Below are 26,622 nucleotides of genomic sequence, written 5' to 3'. Positions count from 1 at the left end.
ACGCAAGGGAGCGATTGCTCGGGTGCGGTGTTTCCCCAAGGACAGCGTCCATCACCGGGAACCGATATGAGCCGAACCGTCATGAGTCCCTACCCGCCGCCCCGGCAGGAACCCGACGTGCCGATCCCCATGCCGCTGCCGCCCGACGCCCCGCCGGACGAGCCGGTGGAGGCTCCGCCGATGCCCGGCGAGCCCCAGGAGCCCGTGTAGCGAATCCTTGAGGTCAGGGCTTGCGTCGGTAGAGCGCCATGGCGCGCTCCAGGATGCCGGGCGACGAATAATCGCCGAGGAACAGGTCGCCCAACGCGCGGCGCATCCGCGCCCGGATGCGGGAGCGGATGGCGTTGCGCAGCGCCTCCTCCTGCATGTGACAGCGGCGGCAGAGATTCTTCGGGCGGGCCTCCGGGTTGCCGGAAGGGCGGACCGGACGCACGACGACCTGCACATCACGGGTCTCGGCATACTCCACCACATCGGGCCAAGCCGCCCGCCGCCCGCGCCCGTCGCGCCAGGTCTGGTCGGCGGCGTCGTACCAGCGCCCGTCCGGCAGGCAGCGCACAACGGCACCGCCGGGCCGCCCGCAGCAGCGGCAGCGGTTCTCCCCGCTGGCGCCCTTGCGATGGGCCGGATCGAGGTCGGGTCGGAGAATCTTTGCGCGGAGCGGTCTGGTCATGGCTTGATGCCTGCCTCGGGGCCGGGACTGCCCCTGCGGGACGTGGCTCATGACATGGATGGCCGCGGACCGCCAGTGCGAATTTGTGAAAAGTTCTCCAGAGACCACGCCCTATGGACATGACCTCTCTTGATGAGTCGGCCGACCCGCATCTGGTGCACGAGCTGGCCAGCGCCCACCCCGACGTGGTGACCGCCGCCGCCGCTGGCGTGGCGCGGGTGGCCCATGGCGAGGGGCTGGGTCTGGTGCCGCTCGGCCTGCCGCTGCCCAAGGGCAAGCGCGACCTGCTTGTCCCGGCGGAGCGCCGCGAGGCGGTGCTTCTGGAAATCCACGGCACGCTCGACCGCGCGCGGCGGCGCAACGCCCTGCTCGCCCAGGGGCGCCGCGCGCTGGAGGGTTGGTCGACCAGCCTGCACCCGGCGGATGACCGCACGCGGGTCAGGGCGGTGCGCAGCGAGGATCTGCCCTGGCCCGGCCTGCCCGCCCCGGTGCGGCTCCAGGTGTCGCGCGTGCTCGACGCCATGGAACTGGCCGACCTTACGGACGACGATCTCGCCCTCCGGCTGGAGGGCGACCCGGCGCTGGCCACAGCACTGGAGGACGCGCTGTCGCGCACCGCCGCCCGGCTGCACCGCTACGCCGGGGAGGCGGACGGCGCTGACGATGCCTGGACCTTCGCGTCGCTGGCCGACCGGCTGTCCCGCGCCGCCCGCAACCGCCACGGGGTGGACGAGTTGCTGGAGCGCTGGGACCGCGAGTTCGCCGTGTGGCGGCGCGAGCGGGCCGAGGCGCGCGGGCGCGCCTATGTGGACCGGCATTTCGACCTCGCCCGCTTCGAGAAGCTGTTCCCGGTGGCCCGCGGGCTGGGGCGGCGGCTGGTCCTGGTGGTCGGCCCGACCAACTCCGGCAAGACCCACCACGCCATCGAGGCGCTGAAGGGCGCCTGGGACGGCATCTATCTGGCGCCGCTGCGCCTGCTGGCGCTGGAGGTGATGGAGCGGCTGAACGCCGAGGGCACCCCCGCCTCCCTGCTGACCGGCGAGGAGGCGATCACGACGCCGGGCGCCCGCCACACCGCCTCGACCATCGAGGTGATGGACCCTGACCGCCCGGTGGAGGTGGCGGTGATCGACGAAATCCAGATGCTCGCCGATCCCGATCGCGGCTGGGCTTGGACGGCGGCGCTGATGGGCGCCCCGGCGGAGACCGTCTACATCCTGGGCGCCCCGGAGGCCCGCCCGCTGGTCGAGCGGGTGGCGGCCCATCTCGGCGAGCGGCTGGAGGTGATCGAGCTGGAGCGCAAGGTGCCGCTGACCCTGATCGACCGCCGCCTGAACTGGGAGGAGGTGGAGCCCGGCGACGCGCTGATCGCCTTCTCCCGGCGGGAGATCCACACGGTGCGCGACACGTTGCGCGCCAAGGGCCTGTCGGTCGCCGCGGTCTACGGCGCGCTGGCCCCGGAGGTGCGGCGGCGCGAGGCGGCGCGATTCCTGTCCGGCGAGGCCGACGTGGTGGTGGCGACCGACGCCATCGGCATGGGGCTGAACCTGCCCTGCCGGCGGGTGCTGTTCACCGCGCTGGAGAAGTTCGACGGGACCAGCGTCCGCCCGCTGAGCGCGACGGAGGTCAAGCAGATCGCCGGCCGCGCCGGGCGCTTCGGCAAGTTCGAGTCGGGGGAGTTCGGCGTGGTCGGGCGGGGCACGCCGCAGGCCCTGCGCAGCCTGCTGGAGAAGGCGGACGGGCGGCTGCGCGCCGACGCCCCGCTGACCGTGCGGCCGACCCGCGCCATGCTGGCCCGTCTGGCCGATCACATCGGGACGGAGGAGACGGTCCTGCTGCTCGACTGCTTTGCCGACGCCCGCACGGCGGGGTCGCCCTACCGGGTGGGCGACCTGTCGGGAATGCGGCGGCTGGCGGTGATGCTGGACGAGCGGCGGCTGACCCTGCCCGCCAAGCTCGACCTGCTGCTGATCCCAGCCGATTTGGAGGACGAGGCGGAGGCCCGCATCCTCGCCGCCATCCTCGGCGCGGTGGAAACCGGGGAGCCGTCGCCCCTCGGGCGCTTCGTCCCGGCGCGGCTCGACGGGCTGGACGGGGCGGCGCTGGAGGGGCTGTCGCGGGCCTGCGACCTCTATTACTGGGCGGCGCGCAAGTTCCCGACCCTGTTCCCGGAACGGGAGGCTGTGCGCAGCCGCCGCGGCGAGATCAGCCGGCGTCTGGCCGACCTGCTCGCCACGCGCGGGGCGCGGTCCGCCGGGCAGCGGCGCGAGCCGCCGCCCAAGGCCGGTTTCCGCGGCGCCCCGCGCAAGCGCTTCGGGCCTCGGCGGTAGAGCGTCGGTAGAGCGGGACCTTACATCCCGCCCGGATAGTTCGGGCCGCCGCCGCCCTCCGGGACGACCCAGTTGATGTTCTGGGTGGGGTCCTTGATGTCGCAGGTCTTGCAGTGCACGCAGTTCTGCGCGTTGATCTGCAAACGCGGATCGCTGCCGTCCTCCGCCCGCACGATCTCGTACACGCCCGCCGGGCAGTAGCGCGTCTCCGGCGCGTCGTAGAGCGCCAGATTGACCGCGATCGGCACCGACGCGTCCTTCAGCGTCAGGTGCGCCGGCTGGTCCTCCTCGTGGTTGGTGTTCGACAGGTACACCGACGACAGCCGGTCGAACGACACCACGCCATCCGGCTTGGGATAGGCGATCTTCGGCATCTCCGACGCCTTCCTCAGCGTCTCGTGGTCGCCGTGGCGGTGGTGCAAGGTCCAGGGCGACTTGCCCTTGGTCGCCGTCTCGTAGGCCGCGTTGGCCAGACCGGCCCACAGCCCCTTCTGGAAGCCGGGGCGGATGTTGCGCACAGCAAACAGCTCCGACCATACCCAGGACGCCTTCAGCTTCTCCGGGTAGGCCACCGCCTCGCGCGCCGGCGCCTCGGCGGAGAGCAGTTCGAACACCGCTTCGGCCGCCAGCATGCCCGACTTCATGGCGGTGTGGTTGCCCTTGATCTTGGGCACGTTGAGGAAGCCCGCCGCGTCGCCGACGATCACCCCGCCGGGGAAGGTCAGCTTGGGGATCGACTGGAAGCCGCCCTCCGACAGCGCCCGCGCGCCGTAGACGATGCGCCGCCCGCCCTCGAAGGTCGGACGGATCGCCGGATGGGTCTTGTAGCGCTGGAACTCCTCGAAGGGCGACAGGTGCGGGTTCTCGTAGTCGAGACCGACCACGAAGCCGACCGACACCAGGTTGCCCTCCATGTGGTAGAGCCAGGAGCCGCCGTAGGTCTTGGGGTCCATCGGCCAGCCGATCGTGTGGACGATCAGGCCGGGCTGCGACTTGGCGGGATCGACCTCCCACAGCTCCTTGATGCCGATGCCGTAGGTCTGGGGATCGGCGTCGCGGCGCAGGTCGAAGCGCTCGAACAGCGTCTTGGTGAGCGAGCCGCGGCAGCCCTCGGCGAAGATGGTCTGCCGGGCGTGCAGCTCCATGCCCGGCGTGTAGTTGGCGGTCTTCTCGCCGTCCTTGCCGATGCCCATGTCGCCGGTGGCCACGCCCTTGACCGCGCCCGCGTCGTCGTACAGCACCTCCGCCGCGGCGAAGCCGGGGTAGATCTCGACGCCCAGCTCCTCGGCCTGCCCGGCCATCCAGCGGGCGAGGTTGCCGAGGGAGATGATGTAGTTGCCGTGATTGTGCATCTGCGGCGGGGCGAAGGGCGACTTCAGCGCCTTGGTCTCGGTGAGGAAGAGGAAGCGGTCCTCGCGCGCCGGGGTGGTCAGCGGCGCGCCTTTTTCCTTCCAGTCGGGGATCAGCTCGTCGAGCGCGTGCGGTTCGAACACCGCGCCGGAGAGCAGGTGGGCGCCGACCTCCGAGCCCTTCTCGACGACGCAGACCGACAGCTCCTGGCCCGCCTCGTTGGCGAGCTGTTTCAGGCGGATGGCCGCGCTCAGGCCCGACGGGCCGGCCCCGACGACAAGGACGTCGTACTCCATCACCTCGCGCGGATCGCGATCCATGGTCCCCATGCCTCCCGGTTGATTGAAGCGCCGGGGCCATTTCCGCAGGGTCCGGCGGCTTTCGGAACGGCGTATGCCTTTCGCACCCGCCAAAAAGGATATCTAAGCCCATGTAAGACCACAGGAGCCGTGGTAAGGTCAAACGATGATTGACCAATCCGACATCCTCGCCGCCCTGCGCTGGCACGTCGACATCGGGTGCGACGAAGCCATCGGGGACGAGCCCCTGGACTGGGCGACGCTGGCCGCCCGGCCGGCGGTGGCGCGCGCGCCGGCCGGCGCCTCGGCACTGCCGCCCGCCGCGGCGCGCCCCGCCCCGGCGGCGACGCCGCGGTCGGCGTTCGGGGGGGCGGCGTTCGGTGGTCCCTCCGGCGCGTCGATGTTCGGCGCACCCACGGCGGCGGATCTGCCGCTGGGCGCCAGCGAGGCCGGGGCGAGCGCCCGCGCCCGCGCCGCCGAGGCGCGCAGCCTGGAGGAGTTGGAAGCGGCCTTGCGCGCCTTCGACGGCTGCCCGTTGAAGGCGACGGCGATGAACACGGTCTTCGCCGACGGCAACCCCGCCGCGGACATCATGCTGATCGGCGAGGCGCCGGGCGAGGACGAGGACCGGCAGGGCAAGCCCTTCGTCGGGGTCAGCGGCAAGCTGCTCGACCGCATGCTGGCCCAGGCGGGACTCGACCGCGGCACGGTCTACATCAGCAACATCCTGCCCTGGCGTCCACCCGGCAACCGGTCGCCGACCCAGGCGGAGATCGCCGCCTGCCTGCCCTTCCTGGAACGGCACGTCGAGCTGATCGGGCCGAAGGTTCTGGTGCCGCTGGGCGGCACCTCCGCCAAGACCTTGCTCAACCGGGCGGAGGGCATCACCCGCCTGCGCGGCCGCTGGTTCGACTACGCCTCCGCCGGCCTGTCCGGCCCGGTGCCGGTCCTGCCGATGCTGCACCCGGCCTATCTGCTGCGCAACCCGATCGCCAAGCGCGAGGCGTGGCGCGACCTGCTGACACTGCGCCAGCGTTTTCCGGGCTGAGTCAGCGCAATCGTCGTTTTTCCCCCACCCTAACCCTCCCCCGCTGCGCAGGGGAGGGGACGGACGTCGCTTCGCGTAAGGCACGCTCTCCCTCGCAGAGGGGGAGGGCCGGGGTGGGAGCACGCCTTCACGATGGTTAACAGCGCTGATTTCTAAAATGTCCCGCTTATTGCGTTTATTCTTGCACGCTCCTTCGAACATTCGAGATCCGTAGACATTCCAAACATTGCTCAAGTACTTCGAAAGATCGGATTGGTTTACCAAGTCGCCGCTATGCCGTTGCGCCAATCCGGACAGAAAGGCCCATGACCTTGCGCCAAACGGGTCTTCCCACCGGGCTAGGGCCATTTTTCCGCCCCCACTAAGTTGCTGAAAACCCTTGCGAACAGACAGCCTCGACCGCTGTTGGGGAATCATCTTCTTGCGATTCCCGTCCACTGCGGTTATTCGAATACCATGTTCCGGATATTGTGCAGCGCAGCAAACACCGTCTCGCTGCGGCGGAAGGTCCTGGGAATGGCGGGAGTGGCGTTGGCGCTGTGCGCGGCGCCCGACCCGACGGGCGGCTATCGCCCGGCCCAGGCCGGCCTTGTGATCCACGCACCGGATGGGCGCCCCGTCGTCCCGCCGGGATTCGATCGTGCCGAGCAGAACCTGCTGCTGGCGACGGACGCCGACGCGCGTGCCCTGCAGTTGACGGAAGAGGATGCCCGCCATTACCGGCGCATCTTCGCCCTGCAGGAACGGGGCGAGTGGGAAGGTGCCGACTGGGAAATCCGCCTGCTGCACGACCGTCGCCTGATGGGCCATGTGCTGCGCCAGCGCTACCTGCACCCCGACCGCAAGGCGAGCTACGACGAATTGGCCGGCTGGCTCCAGCGCTACGGCGACCTGCCGGGCGCCGAGCGCATCCACGCCCTGGCCCAGCGCCGCGCCCCCGCCGGCCAGCAGCGCGCCCTGAAGCCGCCGCGCGGCGGCGACGGCGAGCGGCTGACCGGATCGCTGGAGCGGCTGGGCGGCCTGCGGCCGGAACCGCTGCCGGAAACCGTCTCCGACGAGGACCCGTCCGACCCGGACAAGAGCGCCGAGGCGGCCGAGGACAAGGCGAGGCTCACCGTCGCCCCGCGCAGCCGCACCGCCAGCCGCAGCACTCCCGCCACCCCGTCCCGCGTGACCGAGCTGCTGCGCGCCGGCAAGCCGGGGGCCGCGCTCGCCCTGCTCAACCAGGACGACTTCGGACGCAGCCTCGACCCGGTGCAGTACGACCAGGCGCGGGCGCGCATCGCCGCTTCGCTCTATTATTCCGGCGACGTGACACAGGCGCTGTCGCTGGCCTCGGCCAGCGCCGCCCGTTCCGGCCCGGCCCTGACGGAGGCGCATTGGATCGCCGGCCTCGCCGCCTGGCGGCTGAAGCAGTACGACCGCGCCGCCCGCCACTTCACCAATCTGGCCGAGGCTGGACCGCGATCGCCCTGGCTGGCTTCCGCCGCCGATTTCTGGGCCGCCCGCGCCCACGCCCGCCGGGGCCGCGAGGAGCAGGCCCGCGTCCATCTGGCCGCCGCGGCGCGCTACCCGCACACCTTCTATGGGCTGCTCGCCCACCGCAAGCTGGGCGGTTCGGGCGACCTCAACTGGCGCACGCCGGAGCTGACCGGGGACCATCTGAAGGCGCTGTCCGCCCTGCCCGGCGGCACCCGCGCCATCGCCCTGATCCAGGCCGGCCAGCGCGAGGCGGCGGAGCTGGAACTGCGCCGCATCCACCCGCGCGGCGACGCGCTGGCCGAGCAGGCGCTGGTGGCGCTGGCCGACCGCGCCGGGCTGCCGGGGCTGGCGCTCCAGGTCGGCAACGCGGTGGCCGGACCGGACGGCGCACCCTACACGGCGGCCCTCTACCCGGTGCCGCACTGGAAGCCGCGCGACGGCTTCGCCGTGGACCGCGCGCTGGTCTTCGCGGTGATGCGCCAGGAATCGCGCTTTGACCCGCGGCTGGTCAGTTCCGCCGGGGCCACCGGCCTGATGCAGATCATGCCGGCCACCGCCCAGCATGTGCAGGAGCGCAACGCCGACATCGGCGAGGCCGACGCCGGCCGCACCGGCCTGTTCGACCCCTCCACCAACATGGAGCTTGGGCAGCGCTACATGGCGGAGCTGCTGAACAGCCAGGACATCGGCAACAACCTGTTCCTGCTGGCCGCCGCCTACAACGCCGGCCCCGGCACACTGGCGCGCTGGCGGCGGGACCTGTCGGACATCGGTGACGACCCGCTGCTCTTCATCGAGAGCCTGCCCTACGCCGAGACGCGGAACTACGTCGAGAAGGTCGTCGCCAACTTCTGGATCTACCGACTGCGGTTGGGGCAGGAAATCGAATCGCTGGACGCCGTTGCGGCGGGCGGCTGGCCGGTCTATATGCCGGTGGATGTCTTCCCGGCGGCCCGGTCCACACAGGTCGCGCAGCACGGCGACGCCCCCTGACCGAAGCCCCACCATGCCGAAGATCGACGAATCCCGTCCGTTCCTGCCCGTCAACATCGCGGTCATGACCGTGTCCGACACGCGCACGCCCGCCGACGACCGTTCGGGCGACGCGCTGGCGGAGCGGCTGGCCGGCGCCGGCCACCGGCTGGGCGCCCGCGCCATCGTGAAGGATGACGTCGCCGCCATCCGCGCCCAGGTCCAGGCCTGGATCGCCGATCCGGAGATCGACGTGGTGCTGACCACCGGCGGCACCGGCGTGACCGGCCGCGACGTCACGCCGGAAGCGGTGGAGGCCCTGTTCGACAAGGCGATCCCCGGCTTCGGGGAGCTGTTCCGCCAGCTCAGCTACGCCAAGGTCGGCACCTCGACGATCCAGAGCCGGGCGACCGGCGGGGTCGCCAACGGCACCTACATCTTCGCCCTCCCCGGCTCGCCCAGCGCCTGCCGCGACGCCTGGGACGACATCCTGGTCTTCCAACTCGACAACCGGCACCGCCCCTGCAACCTCGTCGAACTGATGCCGCGCCTGCGCGAGCATCAGGTGTGACCGACACCACCGGTCTGTTCGGCGCGCTGACGCGGCTGCCGGCCTTCGCCGGTCTGCCCTCGGAAGCGCTGGAGCCGATGCCGCGCCGCGGCGTGGCGCACGACCATGTGCGGCTGGCGGGGAAGGGCCTGGTCGCCCGCGTCCCGCGCTGGAGCCAGCTCGGGCTCGACCCTTTCGCCAATCTGGAGCAGCAGGCCACCGCCTTCCGCCGCGCCGCCCCCGGCGGCCACACGCCGGAGCTTGCCGCCGTCCTGCCGCCGGGGCCGGAGCTGCCCATGGGCGCGCTGGTGGTGACGGAGATCGTCGGACGCCCGCCGCGCCTGCCGGGCGACATGCCGGCCATCGCGCGGGCGCTCGCCGCCCTGCACGCCCTGCCCCTGCCGCCGGACGACGCGCGTGCGCCCCTGCCCGCCCCCGCCGACCCGGTGGCGGCGACCCTGGCCCAGGTGGAGCGGCAGGCGGTGTGGTTCGAGCGCGCCGGGCTGGCGCCGGACGCCCTCGCCCTGCTGGAGCGGGAACTCGACGACGCCCGCGCCTTCCGCGGCACGGCGCCGCTCGCGGTCACGCTGGTCGGCAGCGACGTCCATCCAGGCAATTTCCTGATCGACGCCGCCGGCAAGGCGTGGTTCACCGACCTGGAGAAGGCCCAGTACGGCCACCCGGCCATCGATCTCGCCCACGCCAGCCTCTACACCTCGACCAAGTGGGAGCGGGAGGTCGCGGCGGTCCTGGCCACCGACGAGGTCGCGGCGTTCCACGCGGCCTGGGAGGCGGCGGTGCCGCCCGCGCTGGCCGAGACGGTGCGCCCGTGGCGCCGGCCCTTGCGCCGGCTGACCTGGCTGCGCACCTTGTCCTGGATGGCCCGCTGGCGGGTGGAGGGCGCCGCCCTGTCGCCGGACATGCCGGAGTCGCTGGCGGCCCACATGGACGCCCACGCGGTCGACGTCCTGCGTCCGGAGATCATCCGGCGGGTCGCCGCCGAGTGGCGTTGACCGGAGGGCGCCGGGCGGCCGAGACATGCGATGGCTCGGCCCGCAGCGTGTTAACCCTTGCCGGCGGTTGATGCTAGACTAAGGGTTCGAGCCTCAGGCTTTCCCGATCCAGACTCCGTAGGCGTGCAGGTGGACGCGGCATGATGACATTCCGATTTGTGCGGGCCCGATTTGGTCGGACGGCGTTTGGCGCCCTGCTCCTCTCCTCGGCGGGCCTCCTGCCGGCCGGCAGCGCCGTCGCCGCAGCCCCGCCGGCGGCAGAACGCCCGTCGCTGACCTCGGCGACCGGCAGCTATCTGGCCGGGCGCTTCGCCCAGCGCCAGGACGATTGGGCCGCCGCCGCCCTGTTCATGGCGCACGCCCTGTCCGCCGACCCCGGCGACCTGACGCTGCTGCGCCGCACCTACCTGCTGAAGCTGGGCGAGGGGCAGTTCGACGCCGCCATCGACCTCGCCAAGCGGCTGCTGGAGCAGGACAACGACCCGCAGATGGCCATCGCCCTGCTGGCCTCGGACAATCTGGCTCGCGGCAAGCTGAAGGAGGCCAAGGCCATGGCCGCGCGCATGCCCAAGGAAGGCATGGCGAAATACATCGGCCCGCTGATCGACGCCTGGCTGGCCGCCGCGGAGGGCAAGACCGACGCGGCGCTGAAGGCGCTGGAGCCGCTGTCCGCCGCCAGCGGCTTCGCTGCCCTGCATGACCTGCACGCCGGTCTGGTGCTGGAGCTGGGCGGGCGCAAGGACGCCGCCGCGGAGCGCTTCGCCCGCGTGCTCGACAAGGAGGCGCCGCTGCGCGTCATCCAGATCGTCGGCAGCTTCTACGAGCGCACCGGCCGCAAGGACGAGGCCCGCAAGCTCTACGAGTCCTTCCGCGCCGGCAACCCCGACAGCCTGATGGTCGAGCCGGCGCTGAAGGCGCTGGACGAGGGCAAGACCGCCGCCCCGGTGGTGTCCGACGCCAAGCAGGGGCTGGCGGAGGCCCTGTTCGACCTGGGCAGCGCCATCCACCACGAGGGGGCGGAGGAGACCGCCCTGCTGTTCGGGCGGATCGCCCTGCATCTGCGTCCCGACCTGTCCCTGGCGCGGCTGATGATCGGCGACATCATGGAGAACCGCGACCACCACAGCGACGCGCTGGTCGAGTTCCAGGCGCTGGAGACCGACCCGGTGCTGGGCTGGACCGCCCGGCTGCGCGCCGCCGAGAGCCTCGCCCGGCTGGAGCGCACCGACGACGCCATCGCCGCCTTCTCCGCGCTGTCCGCCGAGCGTCCCGAGCGGACCGACGCGCTGATTCGGCTGGGCGACCTGTACCGCGTCGCCAAGCGCTACGGCGAGGCCGCCGACAGCTACAGCAAGGCGCTGGAGCGCATCGGCACGCCGGAGGAGCGGCATTGGGCGGTGCTCTACGCCCGCGCCATGTCCTACGACAAGGTGGACCGCTGGCCGGACGCCGAGCGCGACCTGCGGGCGGCGCTGGCGCTGAAGCCGGACGAGGCCTTCCTGCTGAACTATCTGGGCTACAGCTACGTCGACCGCGGGCTGAACCTGGAGGAGGCCAAAAAGATGATCGAGAAGGCCGTCGCCCTGCGCCCCAAGGACGGCTACATCGTCGACAGCCTCGGTTGGGCGCTCTACCGCACCGGCGATTTCGAAGGGGCGGTGGAGAAGCTGGAGCGCGCGGTGGAGCTGAAGCCGACCGACTCCACCATCAACGACCATCTGGGCGACGCGTATTGGCGCGTCGGGCGCCGCAACGAGGCCCGCTTCCAATGGACCCGCGCGCTCCGCACCGCGGAGGAGGAGCCGCAGAAGGAGGACATCCGGGCCAAGCTGGACAAGGGACTGGTGGACCCCAAGGCCGCCGAGGCCGCCGCGCCCAAGAGCCAGTGAGGCCCGCCGCTCCCGCCTCCTCCTTCTTTCGCCGGGAGAAAGACCGAGGCGGGGCGCCAAATGTTCACTTTACGTTCCATTTGGCTGCGGCTATCCTGCCGCCATGGACGAAATTCCGCGGCAGGCCCTGAAAGGACGCGGGGCGATCAGCAACATGGCCTCCCGCTACGAGCGGGAGACGCGGGTGCTGGCCGACGACGGCTGGGGCGGGAACGAGGCGGTGACGGAGACCGTCCCGACCCAGGTCTTCGACGACACCGCCCGCTCGGTCCTGTCGAAGAACACGTCGCCCGATGTGATCTTCGAACGGTCGGTGAACCCCTACCGGGGCTGCGAGCACGCCTGCATCTATTGCTTCGCCCGGCCGACCCACGCCTATCTCGGCCTGTCGCCGGGGCTGGATTTCGAGACGAAGATTTTCCGCAAGGCCCGTGCGGCGGAGCTTCTGGCGGCGGAGCTGAGGGCCAAGTCCTACCACTGCCAGCCGCTGGCGCTCGGCGCCAACACCGATCCCTACCAGCCCGTCGAGCGGGAGCAGCGCATCACCCGCGCCGTGCTGGAGGTCTGCCGCGACTTCAACCAGCCGGTGATGATCATCACCAAGTCGGCGCTGGTCCTGCGCGACCTCGACATCCTGGCGCCGATGGCGGCCAAGGGGCTGGTCAACGTCGCGCTGTCGGTCACCACGCTCGACCGCGACCTCGCCCGCCGGATGGAGCCGCGGGCCAGCACGCCCGCCCGGCGCCTCGCCGCCATGCGTGAGCTGACGGCGGCCGGCGTGCCGGTGGCGGTGCTGGCCAGCCCGATGATCCCGGGGCTCACCGACCATGAGATGGAAGCCATCCTGACCGCGGCGGCGGAGGCCGGGGCGACGCAGGCCAACTACATCCTGCTGCGCCTGCCGCTGGAGATCAAAGACCTGTTCGAGGAGTGGCTGCGCGAGCACGCGCCCAACCGCGCCGAACGGGTGCTCAGCCTGATCCGCCAGTGCCGCGAGGGAAACTTGTACCAATCGCAGTTCGGCAGCCGCATGAAGGGCTCCGGCCCGGTGGCGGAGCTGCTGTCGAAGCGGTTCAAGCTGGCCTGCCGGCGCCTCGGCCTCAACGCCCGCGACGCCGCCCTCAATTGCGCCGACTTCAAGCCCCCTCCGGCGCGGGGCGAGCAGTTGACGATGTTTTGACCGTTCCGTCCTGCACAGGAGCCATCCGGCCCGCTCCGAGTTGATCGGCCGGCCGTGGCTGGGCTACCTTCGGCCGCCTGAACACGCCCGCAAGGGGGTCGATAATCCGGGTTGCGGTTCGAAGATTGAGGGAGAGGGTAATGGCCACGATCGGTGAAATCCTGGCCAAGGCCTTCGCCGATCATCGCGCCGGCCGCGTTTCCGAGGCGGCGGTTCTCTATCGCCGCATCATGGAAGCCGACCCGGCGAACCCCAACGCCGTGTATCTGCTCGGCATGGCCGCGTGGCAGACCGGCCGGGCTGCCGCGGGACTGACGCTGATCGGGCGGGCGCTCCGGCTCAATCCCGGCTGGATCGAGGCGCGCGCCAACCGGGCGATCATGCTGGACAAGGCCGGCGATTCCGCGGGGGCCATGGCCGACTGGCGGCGGCTGACCCTCTTCGATCCAGCCCACCCGCAGGCTTGGCGCAACCTCGGCGACGCTTTCCAGGCAAAGGGCGATGCCGGTACGCCGCAAGCCGTTCAAGCGCTGCGCCGTGCCGCCCGCCTCGATCCCGGTCTGGCCGAGGTCCATCACGATCTGGGGGTGGTTTTCCGTCGCGCCGGCCAACTCGACGAGGCGGTGGACAGCTTGGTCCGCGCCATCGCGGTCAAGGCCGATCTGGCGCCCGCCCACATGAATCTGGGCAACACCCTGCTCGAACGCGGCGGCGACGATGCGGCACGGGCCAGCCTGCGGCGCGCGCTGGCGCTCAGCCCGGCCAGCCCGGATTACTGGTACAATGTCGGCAACGCCCTGTACGCCCACGGCGATCCGCAACGGGCACTGAACGCCTACCGGCGGTCGGCGCGGCTTGGGCTCGGGCTCGCCCATCTGCGGGTGGCGACGGTGCTGAGCGATCTGGGCCGGCTGGCCGAGGCCGAAGGCGAATTGATCGCAAGCCTGCCGATCCCCGGCGTCGATGTCTCCCTCAGCATCGAGCTGCTGAGCAACCTCTTCCTGCGCGGCAACCGGCTGGCCGAGGGGCGGGCGTTCTTCACCCGGCTGGCCTCGGCGCCGCTCAGCGGCGTGACCTATCGCGGGGAATGCCTGACCGCGCTCGCCGCGCTCGACCTGCGGGACGGCGCCCCCGGAACCGCCCGCGACCGGCTGGCGGCGGTTCGCGGGGACAACGGCTGGTTCTTCACCGTGAAGTCGCTCGCCGCCTTGCGCGCGACCCTGGCCGATCAGGGGCTTCAGCTGGTCCGCCCGGCCTCCGTGGGGGCGGACGGCGGGCACCGGCCACCGCGCGTGACCTCCTCGTCCCTGGCCACCCGGGGCCGCTTCGCCCACACCGTCCTGGAATACATCCTGGTCCGGCTCTACGCCGAGAAGCACGGCTTCGTGCTGGAAACTCCCGACTGGGTGGGCGGCGCCTTCTTCGAGCTGAACGATCCGCCGCAGAGCGGTCCGCTGCCGCCGCTGCTGTTCGCCCGCCGCACCCTCAACGATCTGGTCAGCGGCGCCACGGAACGGGCGCCGATCGCCGACCGCGACATCCTCTCGCCCCTGTTCCTGTTCGAGCACAAGCAGGACTACCGGCAGCGGGTCCAGTCCTGGCTGAGGCCGCGCCGGGTCTGGGACCCGCAACTCGCCCCGGCGGTCGAGCGGTTGCGGGCGGCGGGGAACACGGTGGTCGCGCTCCACATCCGGCGCGGCGACTTCGTGACGTCCAACTACCCGATCACCGAGACCGCCTGGTACGTCGACTGGCTGCGCGACTGGTGGCCGCGTCTCGACCGGCCGGTGCTCTATCTGGCCAGCGACGACGTCCCGGCGGTCCGGCACGCCTTCGCGGAGTTCCACCCCCTGACCCGGGCCGACGTCGTGGAGGAATGGGTTGGGTTGGACTTCCTCCAGGACTTCCACGTGCTGATGAACGCCGACGTGGTCGGCACCAGCGCCGCCAGCGGCTTCAGCGTCCTTGCCGCCCGACTCAACACCCGCGCCCGCCTGTTCGTCGAGCCGGACGTCGCTGCCCGCCGCATCCGGCCCTTCGAACCCTGGACTCCTTGATGTTTACGCCCTGACGCCCTTGCGCGACGGGTTACGGGCGGGACCGCGCGAGGGCCTGTAGAGCGGCGCGGACGCGGCCGACGACGGGCGCCCAGTCGCCGCGCCGGTCCTGGCGGAACAGGCGCATGGTCGGGTACCACGGCGTGCACATCCCCTGGTCCAGCCAGCGCCAGTCGGGGGCGAAGGGCAGCACCGTCCAGACCGGGCGGCCGAGCGCTCCGGCCAAATGGGCCGGCCCCGTGCAGGAGCTGATGACGAGGTCGAGGTTTTCCATGATCGCCGCGGTGTCGGCGAAGTCCGAAATCTCATCGCCGAGGTCGGTGAAGGACGGCGGCAGCGGCCCGCAGGTCTCCAGGTCCTGCCGTCCCGCCCCCTTCTGCAGGCCGAAGACCTCGACGCCCGGAACGTCCAGCAGTGGAAGGAACGCCTTCAGGCGCGGCGAACGGATGCGGTCGGCCTTGAAGCCGGGGTTTCCCGCCCACACCAGCCCCACCCGAAGCCTCTCCCGCGGCCCCGTGCGCGGACCCGGCGACCCCAGGCGCGTCGCCCAGCGTGTCACCAGTTCCGGCTCGGCGCGCAGATAGGGGGTGTCGGCGGGAATCGTGTAGAGCATGGTGCCGAGCCGGTGCGGCAGGCTGGCCAGGGCGTCGTGCGCGTCGTGCGGCGGCGGCGGGTCGAACCGGCTGACCACGCCCTCGATGCCCGGCATGGCGGAGAGCAGACGGACGAGCTGGCTGTTGCACTCGATGACGACGCGCACACCCCGCGCCTGGAGCTGCGGGGCGAAGCGGGCGAACATGATGGTGTCGCCCACCCCCTGCTCGTCATGGACCAGCAGGGTCCGGCCGGTGAGGTCGGAGCCGTCCCAGGGGGGTGAGGCGAAGCTGCGCCGGGGCGACGGGAAGTCGGCCATGCGCGAGCGCCATTCATACTCGGCGAACCCCTCCTCCAACTCGCCCTTGATGAGAAGCGCGAAGCTCAGCGCGGTGTGCGCCTCCGCCAGGGCGGGGTCGAGCCGGACCGCGGACCGCGTCAGGGCGATCATCTCGTCGATCCGCATCAGGTCGCGGGCCGCCAGCCCGAGGTTGAGATGGGTGTGCGCGGCGTCCGGCTGCATCGCGATGGATTGCCGGAAGCAGGCCACCGCCTCGTCGAGCCGCCCGAGATCCTGGAGCGTGACGCCGAGGTTGTTGAGGACGCCGGGATCACCCGGCGCAAAGCCGAGCGCGCAGCGGTAGTAGCGCACCGCCTCCTCGGCCCGGCCGAGACGGCGGTGGGCCATGCCCAGGTTGGCGTAGGCGGCGACCGAAGACGGCGTCCTGCCGAGGAGGACCATCAGCTCCTCGATCGCCGCCTCGGCGCGGCCGTCCAGGATGAGCGCCTGCGCGAGCAGAAGCCGCTGGTCGGTCAGTTGGGGCTTGAGGCGCAGCAGCCGGCGCAGCGCGGTCGCGGCGTCACCGTGCCGGCCCTGATCCGACAGCACGTTCGCGACGTTGTTGAGCGCGTCGGCGGAGCCGGCGTCCAGCACCAGGGCGCGCCGGCAGCAGGCCACGGCCTCGTCGCGCCGGCCGAGGCGGCGCAGCGCGCTGGCGAGGTTGGAGAAGCCGGCCGCGTTGTCGGGGGCGGAGCGGATGGCCTGCCTCATCCACTCCACGGCCTCGCCCGGCCGGCCGGCCTGAAGCGCCAGCGCACCCAGCAGATGCAGGGCGCCGGGATGACGGGGATGGTCGGCGAGCACCCGCCGGTAGGCGCCTTCCGCTTCGGCCAGCCGACCGGCCCCGTGATGGGCGAGCCCCGCCGCGACGAGCGCGGCCGGATCGGGTCGATCAAGGGTGGCTTTGGTCGGGAAGGCCATGCGTCCGTGCTGTGTCGATGCGTTCCGGAGGAGCCGGCCGCGCGCCGGCCGCGCCCCGGCCTGGGACGGCAGAATAGCAGAACGCGGACGCCGATCCACAGCCCGCGCCGCGGTGCCGGCCGCTCGATTCCGCTGGAACGCGCCGCGCAGTTGTCGCACCTTCCCGAAGGGCGAAATCGCCCGCTGCCGGACAGCGACGGGAAAGGGTGAGGATGGGGGCGTGCCGAGACAGCCGCGATCGTCGAGGGCTTGATCCCGGTCGTTGCCCGCGGTTCCCGATGCCCGGCGGCCCGTCCGTTTCGCGGGGCGCGGCATGACGGCCGACGTCGTGGCGGCGGAGGCGCGGAGCTTCGCCGCCGCCCTGGCCCATCATCAGGCCGGCCGGCTCGACGCCGCCGAGGCGGCATACCGGGCGATCCTGCGCGACGATCCCGGACACGCCCACGCCAACAACAATCTGGCCATCCTTCTGCGCGGCATGGGCCGGAATGAGGAGGCCGCCGCCTGCTACCGCCTAGCCGTCGCGGCGCTGCCGGACGACGCGCCGATCCGCAGCAACCTGTCCTGCGCGCTGACCGACCTCGACCGGACGGCGGAAGCGCTGGCGACGGTGCGCGTGGCGCTGTCGCTGAGCCCGGACTACGCCGACGCCTGGTTCAACGCCGGCAACCTCCTGAAGTCCACCGGCCAGCCCGACCGGGCGCTCACCGCCTACCGCCGGGCGGTGTGGCTGAAGCCCGGCATGGGCGGGGCGCACAGCAACATGGCCGACCTGTTCCGGGACCGCGGGGAGTCGAGCCGCGCCGTGGACGGCTACCGGGCGGCGATCCGGGCGCAGCCCGACCTGCCGCAACCCGTCGTCAACCTCGGCGAGGCGCTGAAGGAGCAGGGGCGGATCGCAGAGGCCATCGCGACCTTCCAGGACGGGACCGAGCGTTTTCCCGATCTGGCCCTGCTGCACTCCAACCTGCTGCTCGCCCTGCATTACACGCCCTGGGTGCCGCCCGAGGTCGTCGCCCGCGCCCACGCGCACTGGAACGAACGGCACGCCCGGCCGCTGATGCCGCGGGACCGGCGGTTCGCCAACGACCGCGCCCCGGACCGCCGGTTGCGGGTGGGCTACGTCTCGCCCGATTTCCGCGCCCATGCCTGCGCCCATTTCATCGAACCGCTGCTGCGCACGCACGACCGCGGCGCGGTCGAGATCGTCTGCTACGCCACCTCGGACCATCACGACGCGGTGACCGACCGCCTGATGAGTCTGGCCGACGGCTGGCGGTCGCTGGAGGCCCTGGACGATGCGGCGGCCGCCGCGCTGGTCGGGCGCGACCGCATCGACATCCTGGTCGATCTGGCCGGCCACACGGCGCGCGCCCGACCGCTGCTGTTCGCCCGCAAGCCGGCCCCGGTCCAGGTCGCGTGGCTGGGCTATCCCGACACCACCGGCATGCCGGCGATCGACCACCGCCTGACCGACGCGGTCGCCGATCCGCCGGGCCCGACCGACTCCTGGCACGCCGAGCGGCTGGTCCGCCTGCCCAGGGGCTTTCTCGCCTTCCAGCCCTTGCGCGCCGCCGCCGCGGGCGAGGAACCTCCGGCGCTGGCCAACGGCTTCGTGACCTTCGGGTCGTTCAACAACGCCGCCAAGGTGACGCCGGAGGTGGTGCGGGTCTGGTCGGCCATCCTGACGCGCGTGCCGTCGGCCCGCCTGATCCTCAAGAGCCGCGCCTTCGACGACCCGCCGACGCGCGAACGCTATCTCCAGCGCTTTGCCGGCCACGGGGTGGACCCCGGCCGCGTCGACCTGCTTCCCCCGACGGGCGCCATCGACGACCATCTGCGGGCCTATGGCCGGATCGACATCGGCCTCGACCCGTTCCCGTACAACGGGACCACCACGACCTGCGAGGCGCTGTGGATGGGGGTGCCGGTGATCACGCTGGCCGGCGGCCACCACGTCGCGCGGGTCGGCGCCAGCCTGCTCACCCACTGCGGGCTGGCCGGGCTGATCGCCACGGACGAGGCCGGCTATGTCGAAACGGCCGTCGCCCTGGCCGGCGACACGGCGCGGCTGGTTGCGCTGCGCGGCGGCATGAGGGAGCGGATGGAGGGCTCGGCGCTCAACGACCACCGCGGCTTCGCGGCGTCGGTCGAGGCGGCCTACCGCGCGATGTGGCGGTCCTGGCTGGCGCGTGACGCGGAGGGGGCGCCTCCGGAACGCTGAGCGCGGGCCTTTTCACCGACTGGCCCCGTCACCGGCCGGTGCGGCGGCGGACCTCGTCGCGCAGAGCGTCCGCCGCCCGGACGAACACCGGGTCCCAGTCCTGGTCGGGGCCCTGGCGGAACAGGCGCATCGTCGGGTACCAGGGGGTGCGTTCGCCGGCAAAGCCGTAGACCCAGTAGGGGACGTGCTGCACGAGGTTCCAGACCGGCGTGCCGAGGGACCCGGCGAGGTGGGCCACCGAACTGTCGGTCATGATGACGAGGTCGAGCTGCTCCAGCATCGCCGCCGTGTCGGCGAAATCGTCCAGGTCGGGGCCGAGCGGAGTCACCAAATGACCGGCGACGCCGCTGTCGGCGAGTTCGGCTTCGGGCGGGCCTTTCTGAAGGCTGTAGAGCCGGACGCCGGGAACCTCGGCGAAGCGCAGGAAGCGGGCGAGGCTGGTGGCCCGCCGGCTGTTGTCGGCGAAGGTCACCCGCCCCGACCACACGATCCCGACGCGCAGCGTGCCGGGCTCGCGCGCCCCGAGCCGCCGGGCGGCCTTTTCGCGGGACGAGTCCGGAACGGCCAGGGTCACCGGCGGCGGGATCGAGGCCAGCGTGGTGCCGAACAGCCCGGGCAGGCTCATCTGCGACGCCTCGACGTCGAAGGCCGGCGGCGGCTCCCCCGGCGGCAGGACGGCGACGGCTCCCAATCCCGAAAGGACCCGGCGCAGCTCCGGATGGCATTCGTACAGCACCCGGCCGCGCTGCGCCGTGACCAGCGGCACGTAGCGCGCCGCCAGGATGGCGTCGCCGAACCCCTGCTCGGTGGACAGGAACAGCGTGCGCCCGTCCAGCGGGCCGCCGTTCCAGGCGCGGTCCGACGCCGGCCGGCCATGATAGGAGGCCAGCCCGTGACGGGCCTCGTAATCCGTGAAACCGTGGACGTAATCGCCGATCTGGAGGCGGGTCAGCGCCCGCTCCCACCGCAGCTCGGCCGTGCGGGTCCCGCCCGCCTCCGCCCGCCCGATCATCGCGAGCGTGTCCTTGAAGCGTCCCGCCTTGCGCAACGCCACGGCGTTGTTGAAGAGGAAGGCCGGAACGTCCGGTTCGAGGCGGAGCGCCTCCGCGTGCGCGGCCAGCGCCTCGTCGAAGCGACCGGCCTCCGCCAGGGCGTTGCCGAGGTTGCTCCAGATGCTGGCGGTGGCCGGAGCGACCTCCAGCCCCCGCCGGTGGCAGGCGATGGCGCCCTCCAGCTTTCCCGCGCGGCGGAGGAAATGGCCGAGCGTGCTCCAGGCGACACCGTCACGCGGATTGGCCGCGAGGGTGGCCTCCAGCGTGGTCGTGGCCTGTGCGTGGTCCATCCTCGGCTCCCTGGCGCGCCGTGGCCAAGGGGTGAGGCCACACTGCGAGCATAGGCCCGGTTGAGCGCGCGGCTGTCAACCGCGCGCCGCGGCCGGTCAGTAGGACTTCGGCAGGTCCAGGACGTGCTCGGCGACGTAGGCCAGGATCAGGTTGGTCGAGACGGGCGCCACCTGATACAGCCGGGTCTCGCGGAACTTGCGCTCCACGTCGTATTCGCTGGCGAAGCCGAAGCCGCCGTGGAACTGCAGGCAGGCGTTCGCCGCCTCCCACGAGGCCTTGGCGGCGAGGTACTTCGCCATGTTGGCCTGGGCGCCGCAGGGTTCTCCGGCGTCGTAGAGGCGGCAGGCCTCGAAGCGCATCAGGTTGGCGGCCTCCACCTCGATGAAGCTCTCGGCGATGGGGAACTGCACGCCCTGGTTCTGGGCAATCGGGCGGCCGAACACCTGACGATCGCGGGTGTAGTCGCACACCTTGTCGATGAACCAGTAGCCGTCGCCGATGCATTCCGCCGCGATCAGCACCCGTTCGGCGTTGAGGCCGGTCAGGATGTACTTGAAGCCCTGCCCTTCCTCGCCGATCAGGTTCTCCGCGGGGATTTCCAGATTGTCGAAGAACAGCTCGTTGGTCTCATGGTTGACCATGTTGCGGATGGGCTGGACCGTCATGCCCTTCTGCATCGCCTCCTTGATGTCGACGATGAAGATCGACATGCCCTCCGACTTCTTGCGCACCTGATCGAGCGGCGTGGTGCGGGCGAGCAGGATCATCAGGTCGGAATGCTGGACGCGGGAGATCCACACCTTCTGCCCGTTGATGACGTAGCGGTCACCCTTCTTCTCCGCGCGGGTCTTGATGCGGGTGGTGTCGGTGCCGGTGGTCGGCTCGGTGACGCCCATCGACTGGAGGCGCAACTCGCCCGCCGCGATCTTCGGCAGGTAGCGGCGGCGCTGCTCCTCCGAGCCATGCCGGACCAGCGTGTTCATGTTGTACATCTGGCCGTGGCAGGCACCGGAGTTGCCGCCCGAGCGGTTGATCTCCTCCATGATGACGGAGGCTTCGGTCAGGCCGAGGCCCGAGCCGCCGTATTCCTCCGGAATCAGGGCGGCCATCCAGCCGGCCTTGGTCAGCGCGTCCACGAATTCCTCGGGATAGCCGCGCTCCTCGTCGATGCGGCGATGGTACTCGCTGGGGAATTCGGCGCAGAGCGCGCGCACGGCGTCGCGGATCTCGTCGAAGCCCTGACCGATGCTGGTCTTCATGTCTCGTCACCCTGCTTTATTGATTGTTGCCGTGTTTCAGGCTTTGGGTTTCAGGCTTTGGGTTTCAGGCCGTGGGGGCGCTGCGCGCCAGGATGGCCTTCGCCCGCTCGGCGACCGGGCGGTCGACCATGCGCCCGTCCACCTGCACGGCGCCGCGCCCCGTCGCCTGGGCCTCGTCCCACGCCGCGACCACCCGTCCGGCCCAGGCCACGTCGGCGGCGGAGGGAGCGAAGACGTCGCGGACGACGGGCAGCTGGGCCGGGTGGATGCACAGCGCGCCGGTCATCCCGACGGCCCGCGCCTGCGCCACCATGGCGCGGTAGGCGTCGAGGTCGCGGAACTCGGCCAGCGAACCCGGCAGGCCGATCGCCGCGAGACCATGGGCGGCGGCGGCCAGCGCGATCTGGCGGCACGGCAGGGCGAGCAGCGCCTCGGTCGGCTCCACCCCCAGCGTCAGGGCGAAATCTTCGCTGCCGAGCGCCAGGGCCGCCACGCGCGGGACGGCGGCGATGTCGGTCAGCCGCTCCAGCCCCAGCGGACTTTCGATGAGGGCGACAAGGCCGATGGCGCCCGGCGTCAGGCCGCGCTCCGCCTCCCACTCCGCGATCATGGCGGAGAGGACGCGCAGCGCCCCGGCATCCTCGGCCTTGGGCACCACCAGGGCGGCCACGCCGGGACGGACCGCGGCCTCCAGATCGGCGACGGCGTCGCGCCAGCCGCTGTTGATCCGCACCAGCACCGGCACGCCCAGCCCGTGCAGCCGGTCGATCGGCGCGGGCAGCCCGCGCCGGGCCTGCGGCTTGCCGGCGGGCAGGACCGCGTCCTCAAGGTCGAGGATGAGGGCGTCCGCCCCGCGCTGGTGGGCCTTTTCCAGCAGCTTCGCGTTGTCGGCGGGGACGAAGAGATAGGATTGATACGGCAGGGACATCAGACGCTTCCTCCAACCGTGCCGCGATGCGCCGCCGTCATGACCGTTCGGCCTCCAGCTCGGCGGACATGGCGACGAAGCCCTCGTGGTCGGTCACCCACAGCGTGGCGCCGGTTTCGGTCGGCGCGCCGCACAGGGTCAGCGGATGGATGTCGAACAGCGGCCGCTTCGCCCGGAAGCGGAAGCCGGTCACCCGCGCCCCCGGATTCTCGCGCAGGAACAGGTCCATCAGCATGGTCGCGCTGAGCGGGCCGTGGAACACCAGCCCCGGATAGCCTTCGACGTCGCGGCAATAGTCGCGGTCGTAATGGATGCGGTGGCCGTTGAAGGTCAGGGCCGAGTAACGGAACAGCAGCACCGGATCGGGCTGGATGCGCCGCTGCCACACCGCCTCGCCCGCCGGACGCTCGCCGGGGACGGGGGCGTCGCCGGGCTTGGCGGCCTCGCGGTAGACGATGTCGTGGAATTCGGTGATGGCGACGCCGGCGGCGGTGCTGATCTCATGCCGGACCTTCACGAAGACCATCCGACCCGACCGGCCCTCCTTCGGGGTGACCTCCTCGATGGTCGAGCGGCGGGTGATCGCCTCGCCGCTGCGGATGGGGCGGTGGAAGGTCAGGGTGTCGCCGGCCCACATGCGGCGGGGCAGTTCCACCGGCGGCAGGAAGCCGCCCTTGTGCGGGTGGCCGTCCTCGGCGATGTCGCGCTGCAGAGCCTTGGGCAGGAAATACAGCCAATGCCCCAGCGGCGGCACCTCGCCCGCCGGCCAGGGCGGGTTGTCGTGGTCGAGCATCGCCACCAATCCGGTCAGCGCCGCCGGCGCCGCGACGTCCTCGGCGCTTTCCGACCGGCCGATCCAATCACGCAAATGGTCCATGCTCATGCTCCCCCCTTATTGTTTGAAGATTTCACGCCGGACGGCGTCGGTGTGTTGGCCCAGCGCCGGAACGGCGCCGGAGGCGTAGGGTCGGCCGCGCACCTGCACCGGCGGCGCCACCACCTCGACCGGTCCGCCCGGCGTCTCGGCGGTCACGCGGCGCAGCTGCGCGTGGGTGGACAGGTCGGCCACCTCGTTCAGCGAGCCGAAGGCGGTGCGCGCGCGGTTCAGCCGGCGCACCGCCTCGGCGTGGTCCATGGTCCGGAAGATGGCGGCGACGAGCGCGTCCAGCTCCGGCCGGTTGGCAACGCGGCGGTTGTTGGTCGCGAAGCGCTCGTCGGTCGCCAGCTCCGGCCGCAGCAGAACGTCGGCGCAGAAGGCCGCCCATTCGCGCTCGTTCTGGATCGACAGCACCACCTGCCGACCGTCGGCCAGGGCGAAGGCGGAATAGGGGGCGATGCTCGGGTGCATCAGCCCGACCCGTCCCGGCGCCTTGCCGCCATGGTCGTGGTGCATCAGCGGCACCATCATCCACTCCGCCAGCGAATCGAACAGGGACACGGCCACCGCCGACCCCTCGCCGCTGCGCTCGCGCTCCAGCAGCGCCTGGAGGACGCCGGTGTAGGCGTTCATGCCACAGGCGATATCGGCCACCGACACACCGACGCGCCCCGGCTGGTCCGGCGACCCGGTGATGGAGGCCAGCCCGGTCTCGCTCTGCACCAGCAGGTCATAGGCCTTCATGTCGCGGTAGGGGCCGTCGTCGCCGTAGCCGGAGATGTCGCAGGTGATCAGCCGGGGATGGCGGCGGCGCAGCGCGTCCGAGCCGAAACCGGCCCGCTCCGCCGCGCCCGGCGCCAGATTCTGCACGAAGACGTCGGCGCGTGCGATCAGCCGCTCCAGCAGTTCGGCATCCTCGGGCTTCTTGATGTCGAGGACGACCGACTCCTTGCCGCGGTTTAGCCAGACGAAATAGGAGCTTTGCCCGTGGACCACGGCGTCGTAGCCGCGGGCGAAGTCGCCCTCCGGCCGTTCGATCTTGATGACCCGCGCCCCGGCGTCGGCGAGACGCGACGTGCAGAGCGGCGCCGCCACCGCCTGCTCCAGCGACACGACCAGAAGTCCAGCCAGAGGGTAAGTCATTCCGCGAAGCCTCCGCTGCAAGCCAGGGCCGATTGTCCGTGACCGGGATGGTAAACAGCCGGACCGGCCCCGATCCAATACAGATGGAGCATGCATCGCATAACGAAGCGCTATGAGGCCGATCGCCGTCAGCCCCATCGCCGGCGCACCGTCGAGCGATCCAACGATCCGGCCTTTGCCGCCAAGGTTGAGGACATCCCCGCCAAAATCGACCGGCCCCCAGAACCTTTTAATAAGGCGGTGCTCCAGCCGTCTGATTGCAGCGGTCATACTCGCAATTCCCATCCACCTATGCGGGCAGCCCCCTTGCCGTCGTCGTTGCGACGGTTCAGCCTCGACGGCGTGTCTCGTTCAGCGTCCGCAGCCTTCCGATGGGCCGACCCCTCGGCTGGAAAGGAGACGTGATGGGAATTCTCCTGGCCTTCGCGCCCTTCATCGCCTTCGCCGTCCTCGACCGTCTGGTCGGGCCGGTGGAGGGACTCATCGCCGGTGCCCTCGTTTCAGCCACCCTGTTGCTGCGCGACTGGATGAGCCCCGGCAAGACACCGAAGATCCTTGAAGTCGGCACGGTGCTGCTGTTCGGTGGGTTGGCGCTCTACGCCGTGGCCGGCGGACCGACCCAGTCCATTATGGGAGGGGCCGTCATGGGGGGGGCCGTCATGGGGGTCCGGCTGCTCGTCGATGCCGGGCTTCTGCTGATCGTGCTGATCTCCATCGCGCTGCGGCGTCCCTTTACGCTGCAGTACGCGCGGGAGCAGGTCGCCCACGAATTCTGGGACGACCCGCACTTCATCCACACCAATTACGTGATCACGGGCGTGTGGGCTCTGGCGTTCCTCGTGCTGGTGATCGCGGACCTCATCCTGCTCTACCGGCCCGATCTGCCGCCCCGTTTCGGCATCGTCGCGACCGTGCTGGCGCTCGTCGGCGCGATCAAGTTCACATCCTGGTACCCGGAGCATCGGCGGTCCGCTGCCGGCACGGTGTGAATCCTATGTCTTCGGCCGTGCGCTAGGACGCCGCCGCTTCCTCATCCAGCAGCAGGGTGCCGGGCCAGTCGCCGCCGCCGACCAGATCGCGCACCACCCGCAGGAAGGTCTCCCGCACCGCCGCCGCGGCCTCGGTCACCGGGGCGCCGCGGGGCCGGCAAAGATGGACCGAGCGGCGCAGCGACGGCGACACGATCAGCCGGGCGGAGACCTGACCCGCCCGCCATTCCTCCATCACCGCCGAAATCGGCAGGACCGAGTACCCCACCCCCTTGGCGACCAGCGTCTTGATCTGCGGGAGCCCGTTGATCTCCACCGCCACGGTGACGATCGTGCAGGTCTCCCGCGCCACCCGTTCGATGCGGTCGCGCAGATTGTGCGGGCGGCTCGGCAGGATCAGATCCTTGCCGGCCAGCTCGTCGAAGGCGATGGCGCCGTCCCCGCCGCCCGGCGGCCCGATCAGGTAGAGATCCTCGCGCACCAGCGATTCGGCCAGCAGCGTGCGCGACCGCGTCACGTCGTAGATGCAGCCGAAATCCAGCCGGTCGTCGTTCAGCCATTCCAGGATCGTCCCGCTGAAGGACTCGACCACCCGCAGCGACACCTGCGGCAGCTCGGCGCGGACCGCCTGCACCAGGGGCACCGCCGCCACCAGCGCCACCGAGGAGGTGAAGCCGACGGTCACCAGCCCGCTCGGCGTGCCCGAGCAGTTGCGCACCTGCTCGGTCGCCTGGGCAACGTGGCGCAGGATGATCTCCGCATGCTCGTACAGCCGGGTGCCGGCGGCGGTCGGCTTGACCCCATGGACGCCGCGGGTCAGCAGCTTGACCCCGAGGCCCGCCTCCAGGTTGCGGATGTTGTGGCTGAGGGCCGGTTGGGCGACGTTCAGCTTCTGAGCCGCGGCCGTGAAGGAGCCTTCATCGACGATGCCGATGAAATACCGCAACTGACGCAGATCCAACGCTCACCTTCCTTTGCTGACCCTTTGCCCGCGGGGGCGATGAGCCCCCGGCGTTGCGCAATCATGTCGGTGCGTCGCAGGCGGATCAAGGCGGGTGGATGAGGAAGCGCCGGACAAACCCGGTTCAACCATCCGCAGGGCCGCTCCGTTCCATTGATCCGCTTCATAAGCCTTATCGGGTGGCGGCGGGTAATCCCGAC

At 71.2% G+C, this 26,622-nt stretch carries 20 protein-coding genes; 11 read left to right on the top strand and 9 right to left on the bottom strand.

What is annotated here, in order from left to right:
• The first annotated feature begins 66 nt into the window (after positions 1-66).
• Positions 67-210, top strand: a complete 144-nt coding sequence (locus FBZ83_RS31595; RefSeq protein ID WP_186464949.1) for a hypothetical protein — start codon at positions 67-69, stop codon at positions 208-210.
• Between the two features lie 13 nt (positions 211-223).
• On the opposite strand, the gene FBZ83_RS32150 is transcribed toward FBZ83_RS31595, so the two are convergent.
• Entirely contained in the window at positions 224-673 is a 450-nt protein-coding gene (locus tag FBZ83_RS32150; protein WP_051140500.1) for a hypothetical protein, read from the bottom strand.
• A gap of 119 nt (positions 674-792) precedes the next feature.
• Between FBZ83_RS32150 and FBZ83_RS28840 the strand changes: the two genes are divergently transcribed.
• Positions 793-3,003, top strand: coding sequence for a helicase-related protein (locus FBZ83_RS28840; RefSeq protein WP_247888523.1), 2,211 nt, complete (start codon positions 793-795; stop codon positions 3,001-3,003).
• 20 nt (positions 3,004-3,023) lie between these two features.
• On the opposite strand, the gene FBZ83_RS28835 is transcribed toward FBZ83_RS28840, so the two are convergent.
• On the bottom strand, positions 3,024-4,673 hold the full coding sequence (locus FBZ83_RS28835) for an electron transfer flavoprotein-ubiquinone oxidoreductase (RefSeq protein WP_145690192.1): 1,650 nt from the start codon (positions 4,671-4,673) through the stop codon (positions 3,024-3,026).
• Between the two features lie 145 nt (positions 4,674-4,818).
• On the opposite strand from FBZ83_RS28835, the gene FBZ83_RS28830 reads away from it, so the two are divergent.
• From FBZ83_RS28830 to FBZ83_RS28800, 7 genes are all read left to right on the top strand, one after another.
• On the top strand, positions 4,819-5,700 hold the full coding sequence (locus FBZ83_RS28830; RefSeq protein ID WP_145690191.1) for a uracil-DNA glycosylase: 882 nt from the start codon (positions 4,819-4,821) through the stop codon (positions 5,698-5,700).
• 516 nt (positions 5,701-6,216) lie between these two features.
• Positions 6,217-8,175: a lytic transglycosylase domain-containing protein gene (locus tag FBZ83_RS28825; RefSeq protein ID WP_145690190.1), complete on the top strand. Its 1,959-nt coding sequence runs from the start codon at positions 6,217-6,219 to the stop codon at positions 8,173-8,175.
• A gap of 13 nt (positions 8,176-8,188) precedes the next feature.
• Positions 8,189-8,725 carry a molybdenum cofactor biosynthesis protein B gene (gene moaB, locus FBZ83_RS28820; RefSeq protein WP_014197702.1) on the top strand — a complete coding sequence of 179 codons (537 nt, stop codon included), beginning with the start codon at positions 8,189-8,191 and terminating at the stop codon, positions 8,723-8,725.
• Entirely contained in the window at positions 8,722-9,717 is a 996-nt protein-coding gene (locus FBZ83_RS28815) for an aminoglycoside phosphotransferase (RefSeq protein ID WP_145690189.1), read from the top strand. The genes moaB and FBZ83_RS28815 overlap by 4 nt, the downstream gene beginning before the upstream one ends.
• Before the next feature lie 143 nt (positions 9,718-9,860).
• On the top strand, positions 9,861-11,606 hold the full coding sequence (locus FBZ83_RS28810; RefSeq protein WP_145690214.1) for a tetratricopeptide repeat protein: 1,746 nt from the start codon (positions 9,861-9,863) through the stop codon (positions 11,604-11,606).
• Between the two features lie 103 nt (positions 11,607-11,709).
• On the top strand, positions 11,710-12,786 hold the full coding sequence (locus FBZ83_RS28805) for a PA0069 family radical SAM protein (protein ID WP_145690188.1): 1,077 nt from the start codon (positions 11,710-11,712) through the stop codon (positions 12,784-12,786).
• 140 nt (positions 12,787-12,926) lie between these two features.
• Positions 12,927-14,843 carry a tetratricopeptide repeat protein gene (locus tag FBZ83_RS28800; RefSeq protein ID WP_145690187.1) on the top strand — a complete coding sequence of 639 codons (1,917 nt, stop codon included), beginning with the start codon at positions 12,927-12,929 and terminating at the stop codon, positions 14,841-14,843.
• A 31-nt stretch (positions 14,844-14,874) separates the two neighbouring features.
• Here FBZ83_RS28800 and FBZ83_RS28795 read toward each other — a convergent pair whose 3' ends face one another.
• Positions 14,875-16,698: a tetratricopeptide repeat protein gene (locus FBZ83_RS28795; RefSeq protein WP_186466217.1), complete on the bottom strand. Its 1,824-nt coding sequence runs from the start codon at positions 16,696-16,698 to the stop codon at positions 14,875-14,877.
• Between the two features lie 313 nt (positions 16,699-17,011).
• On the opposite strand from FBZ83_RS28795, the gene FBZ83_RS28790 reads away from it, so the two are divergent.
• Positions 17,012-18,922: a tetratricopeptide repeat protein gene (locus FBZ83_RS28790; RefSeq protein ID WP_145690185.1), complete on the top strand. Its 1,911-nt coding sequence runs from the start codon at positions 17,012-17,014 to the stop codon at positions 18,920-18,922.
• 28 nt (positions 18,923-18,950) lie between these two features.
• Here FBZ83_RS28790 and FBZ83_RS28785 read toward each other — a convergent pair whose 3' ends face one another.
• The 5 genes from FBZ83_RS28785 to FBZ83_RS28765 form a co-directional block, all read right to left on the bottom strand.
• Positions 18,951-20,264 (bottom strand): tetratricopeptide repeat protein, encoded by a 1,314-nt coding sequence (locus FBZ83_RS28785; RefSeq protein WP_145690184.1) that lies wholly within the window; start codon positions 20,262-20,264, stop codon positions 18,951-18,953.
• 96 nt (positions 20,265-20,360) lie between these two features.
• On the bottom strand, positions 20,361-21,524 hold the full coding sequence (locus FBZ83_RS28780) for an acyl-CoA dehydrogenase family protein (protein ID WP_035676557.1): 1,164 nt from the start codon (positions 21,522-21,524) through the stop codon (positions 20,361-20,363).
• 64 nt (positions 21,525-21,588) lie between these two features.
• Positions 21,589-22,452, bottom strand: a complete 864-nt coding sequence (locus FBZ83_RS28775; RefSeq protein WP_145690183.1) for an HpcH/HpaI aldolase/citrate lyase family protein — start codon at positions 22,450-22,452, stop codon at positions 21,589-21,591.
• A 37-nt stretch (positions 22,453-22,489) separates the two neighbouring features.
• Positions 22,490-23,329: an FAS1-like dehydratase domain-containing protein gene (locus FBZ83_RS28770; protein WP_145690182.1), complete on the bottom strand. Its 840-nt coding sequence runs from the start codon at positions 23,327-23,329 to the stop codon at positions 22,490-22,492.
• Positions 23,330-23,344: 15 nt separating this feature from the next.
• Positions 23,345-24,472: a CaiB/BaiF CoA transferase family protein gene (locus FBZ83_RS28765; protein ID WP_145690181.1), complete on the bottom strand. Its 1,128-nt coding sequence runs from the start codon at positions 24,470-24,472 to the stop codon at positions 23,345-23,347.
• 404 nt (positions 24,473-24,876) lie between these two features.
• Between FBZ83_RS28765 and FBZ83_RS28755 the strand changes: the two genes are divergently transcribed.
• Complete coding sequence (locus tag FBZ83_RS28755; protein ID WP_145690179.1) at positions 24,877-25,461, top strand: hypothetical protein; 585 nt, start codon at positions 24,877-24,879, stop codon at positions 25,459-25,461.
• A gap of 22 nt (positions 25,462-25,483) precedes the next feature.
• On the opposite strand, the gene FBZ83_RS28750 is transcribed toward FBZ83_RS28755, so the two are convergent.
• Positions 25,484-26,422, bottom strand: coding sequence for a LysR family transcriptional regulator (locus FBZ83_RS28750; RefSeq protein ID WP_137141501.1), 939 nt, complete (start codon positions 26,420-26,422; stop codon positions 25,484-25,486).
• Positions 26,423-26,622: the final 200 nt, after the last annotated feature.

Source organism: Azospirillum brasilense, assembly GCF_007827815.1.
Lineage (GTDB): Bacteria > Pseudomonadota > Alphaproteobacteria > Azospirillales > Azospirillaceae > Azospirillum > Azospirillum brasilense_C.
Note: the sequence above shows the minus strand (reverse complement) of the source record. Positions and strands in the feature narration are given on the sequence as shown.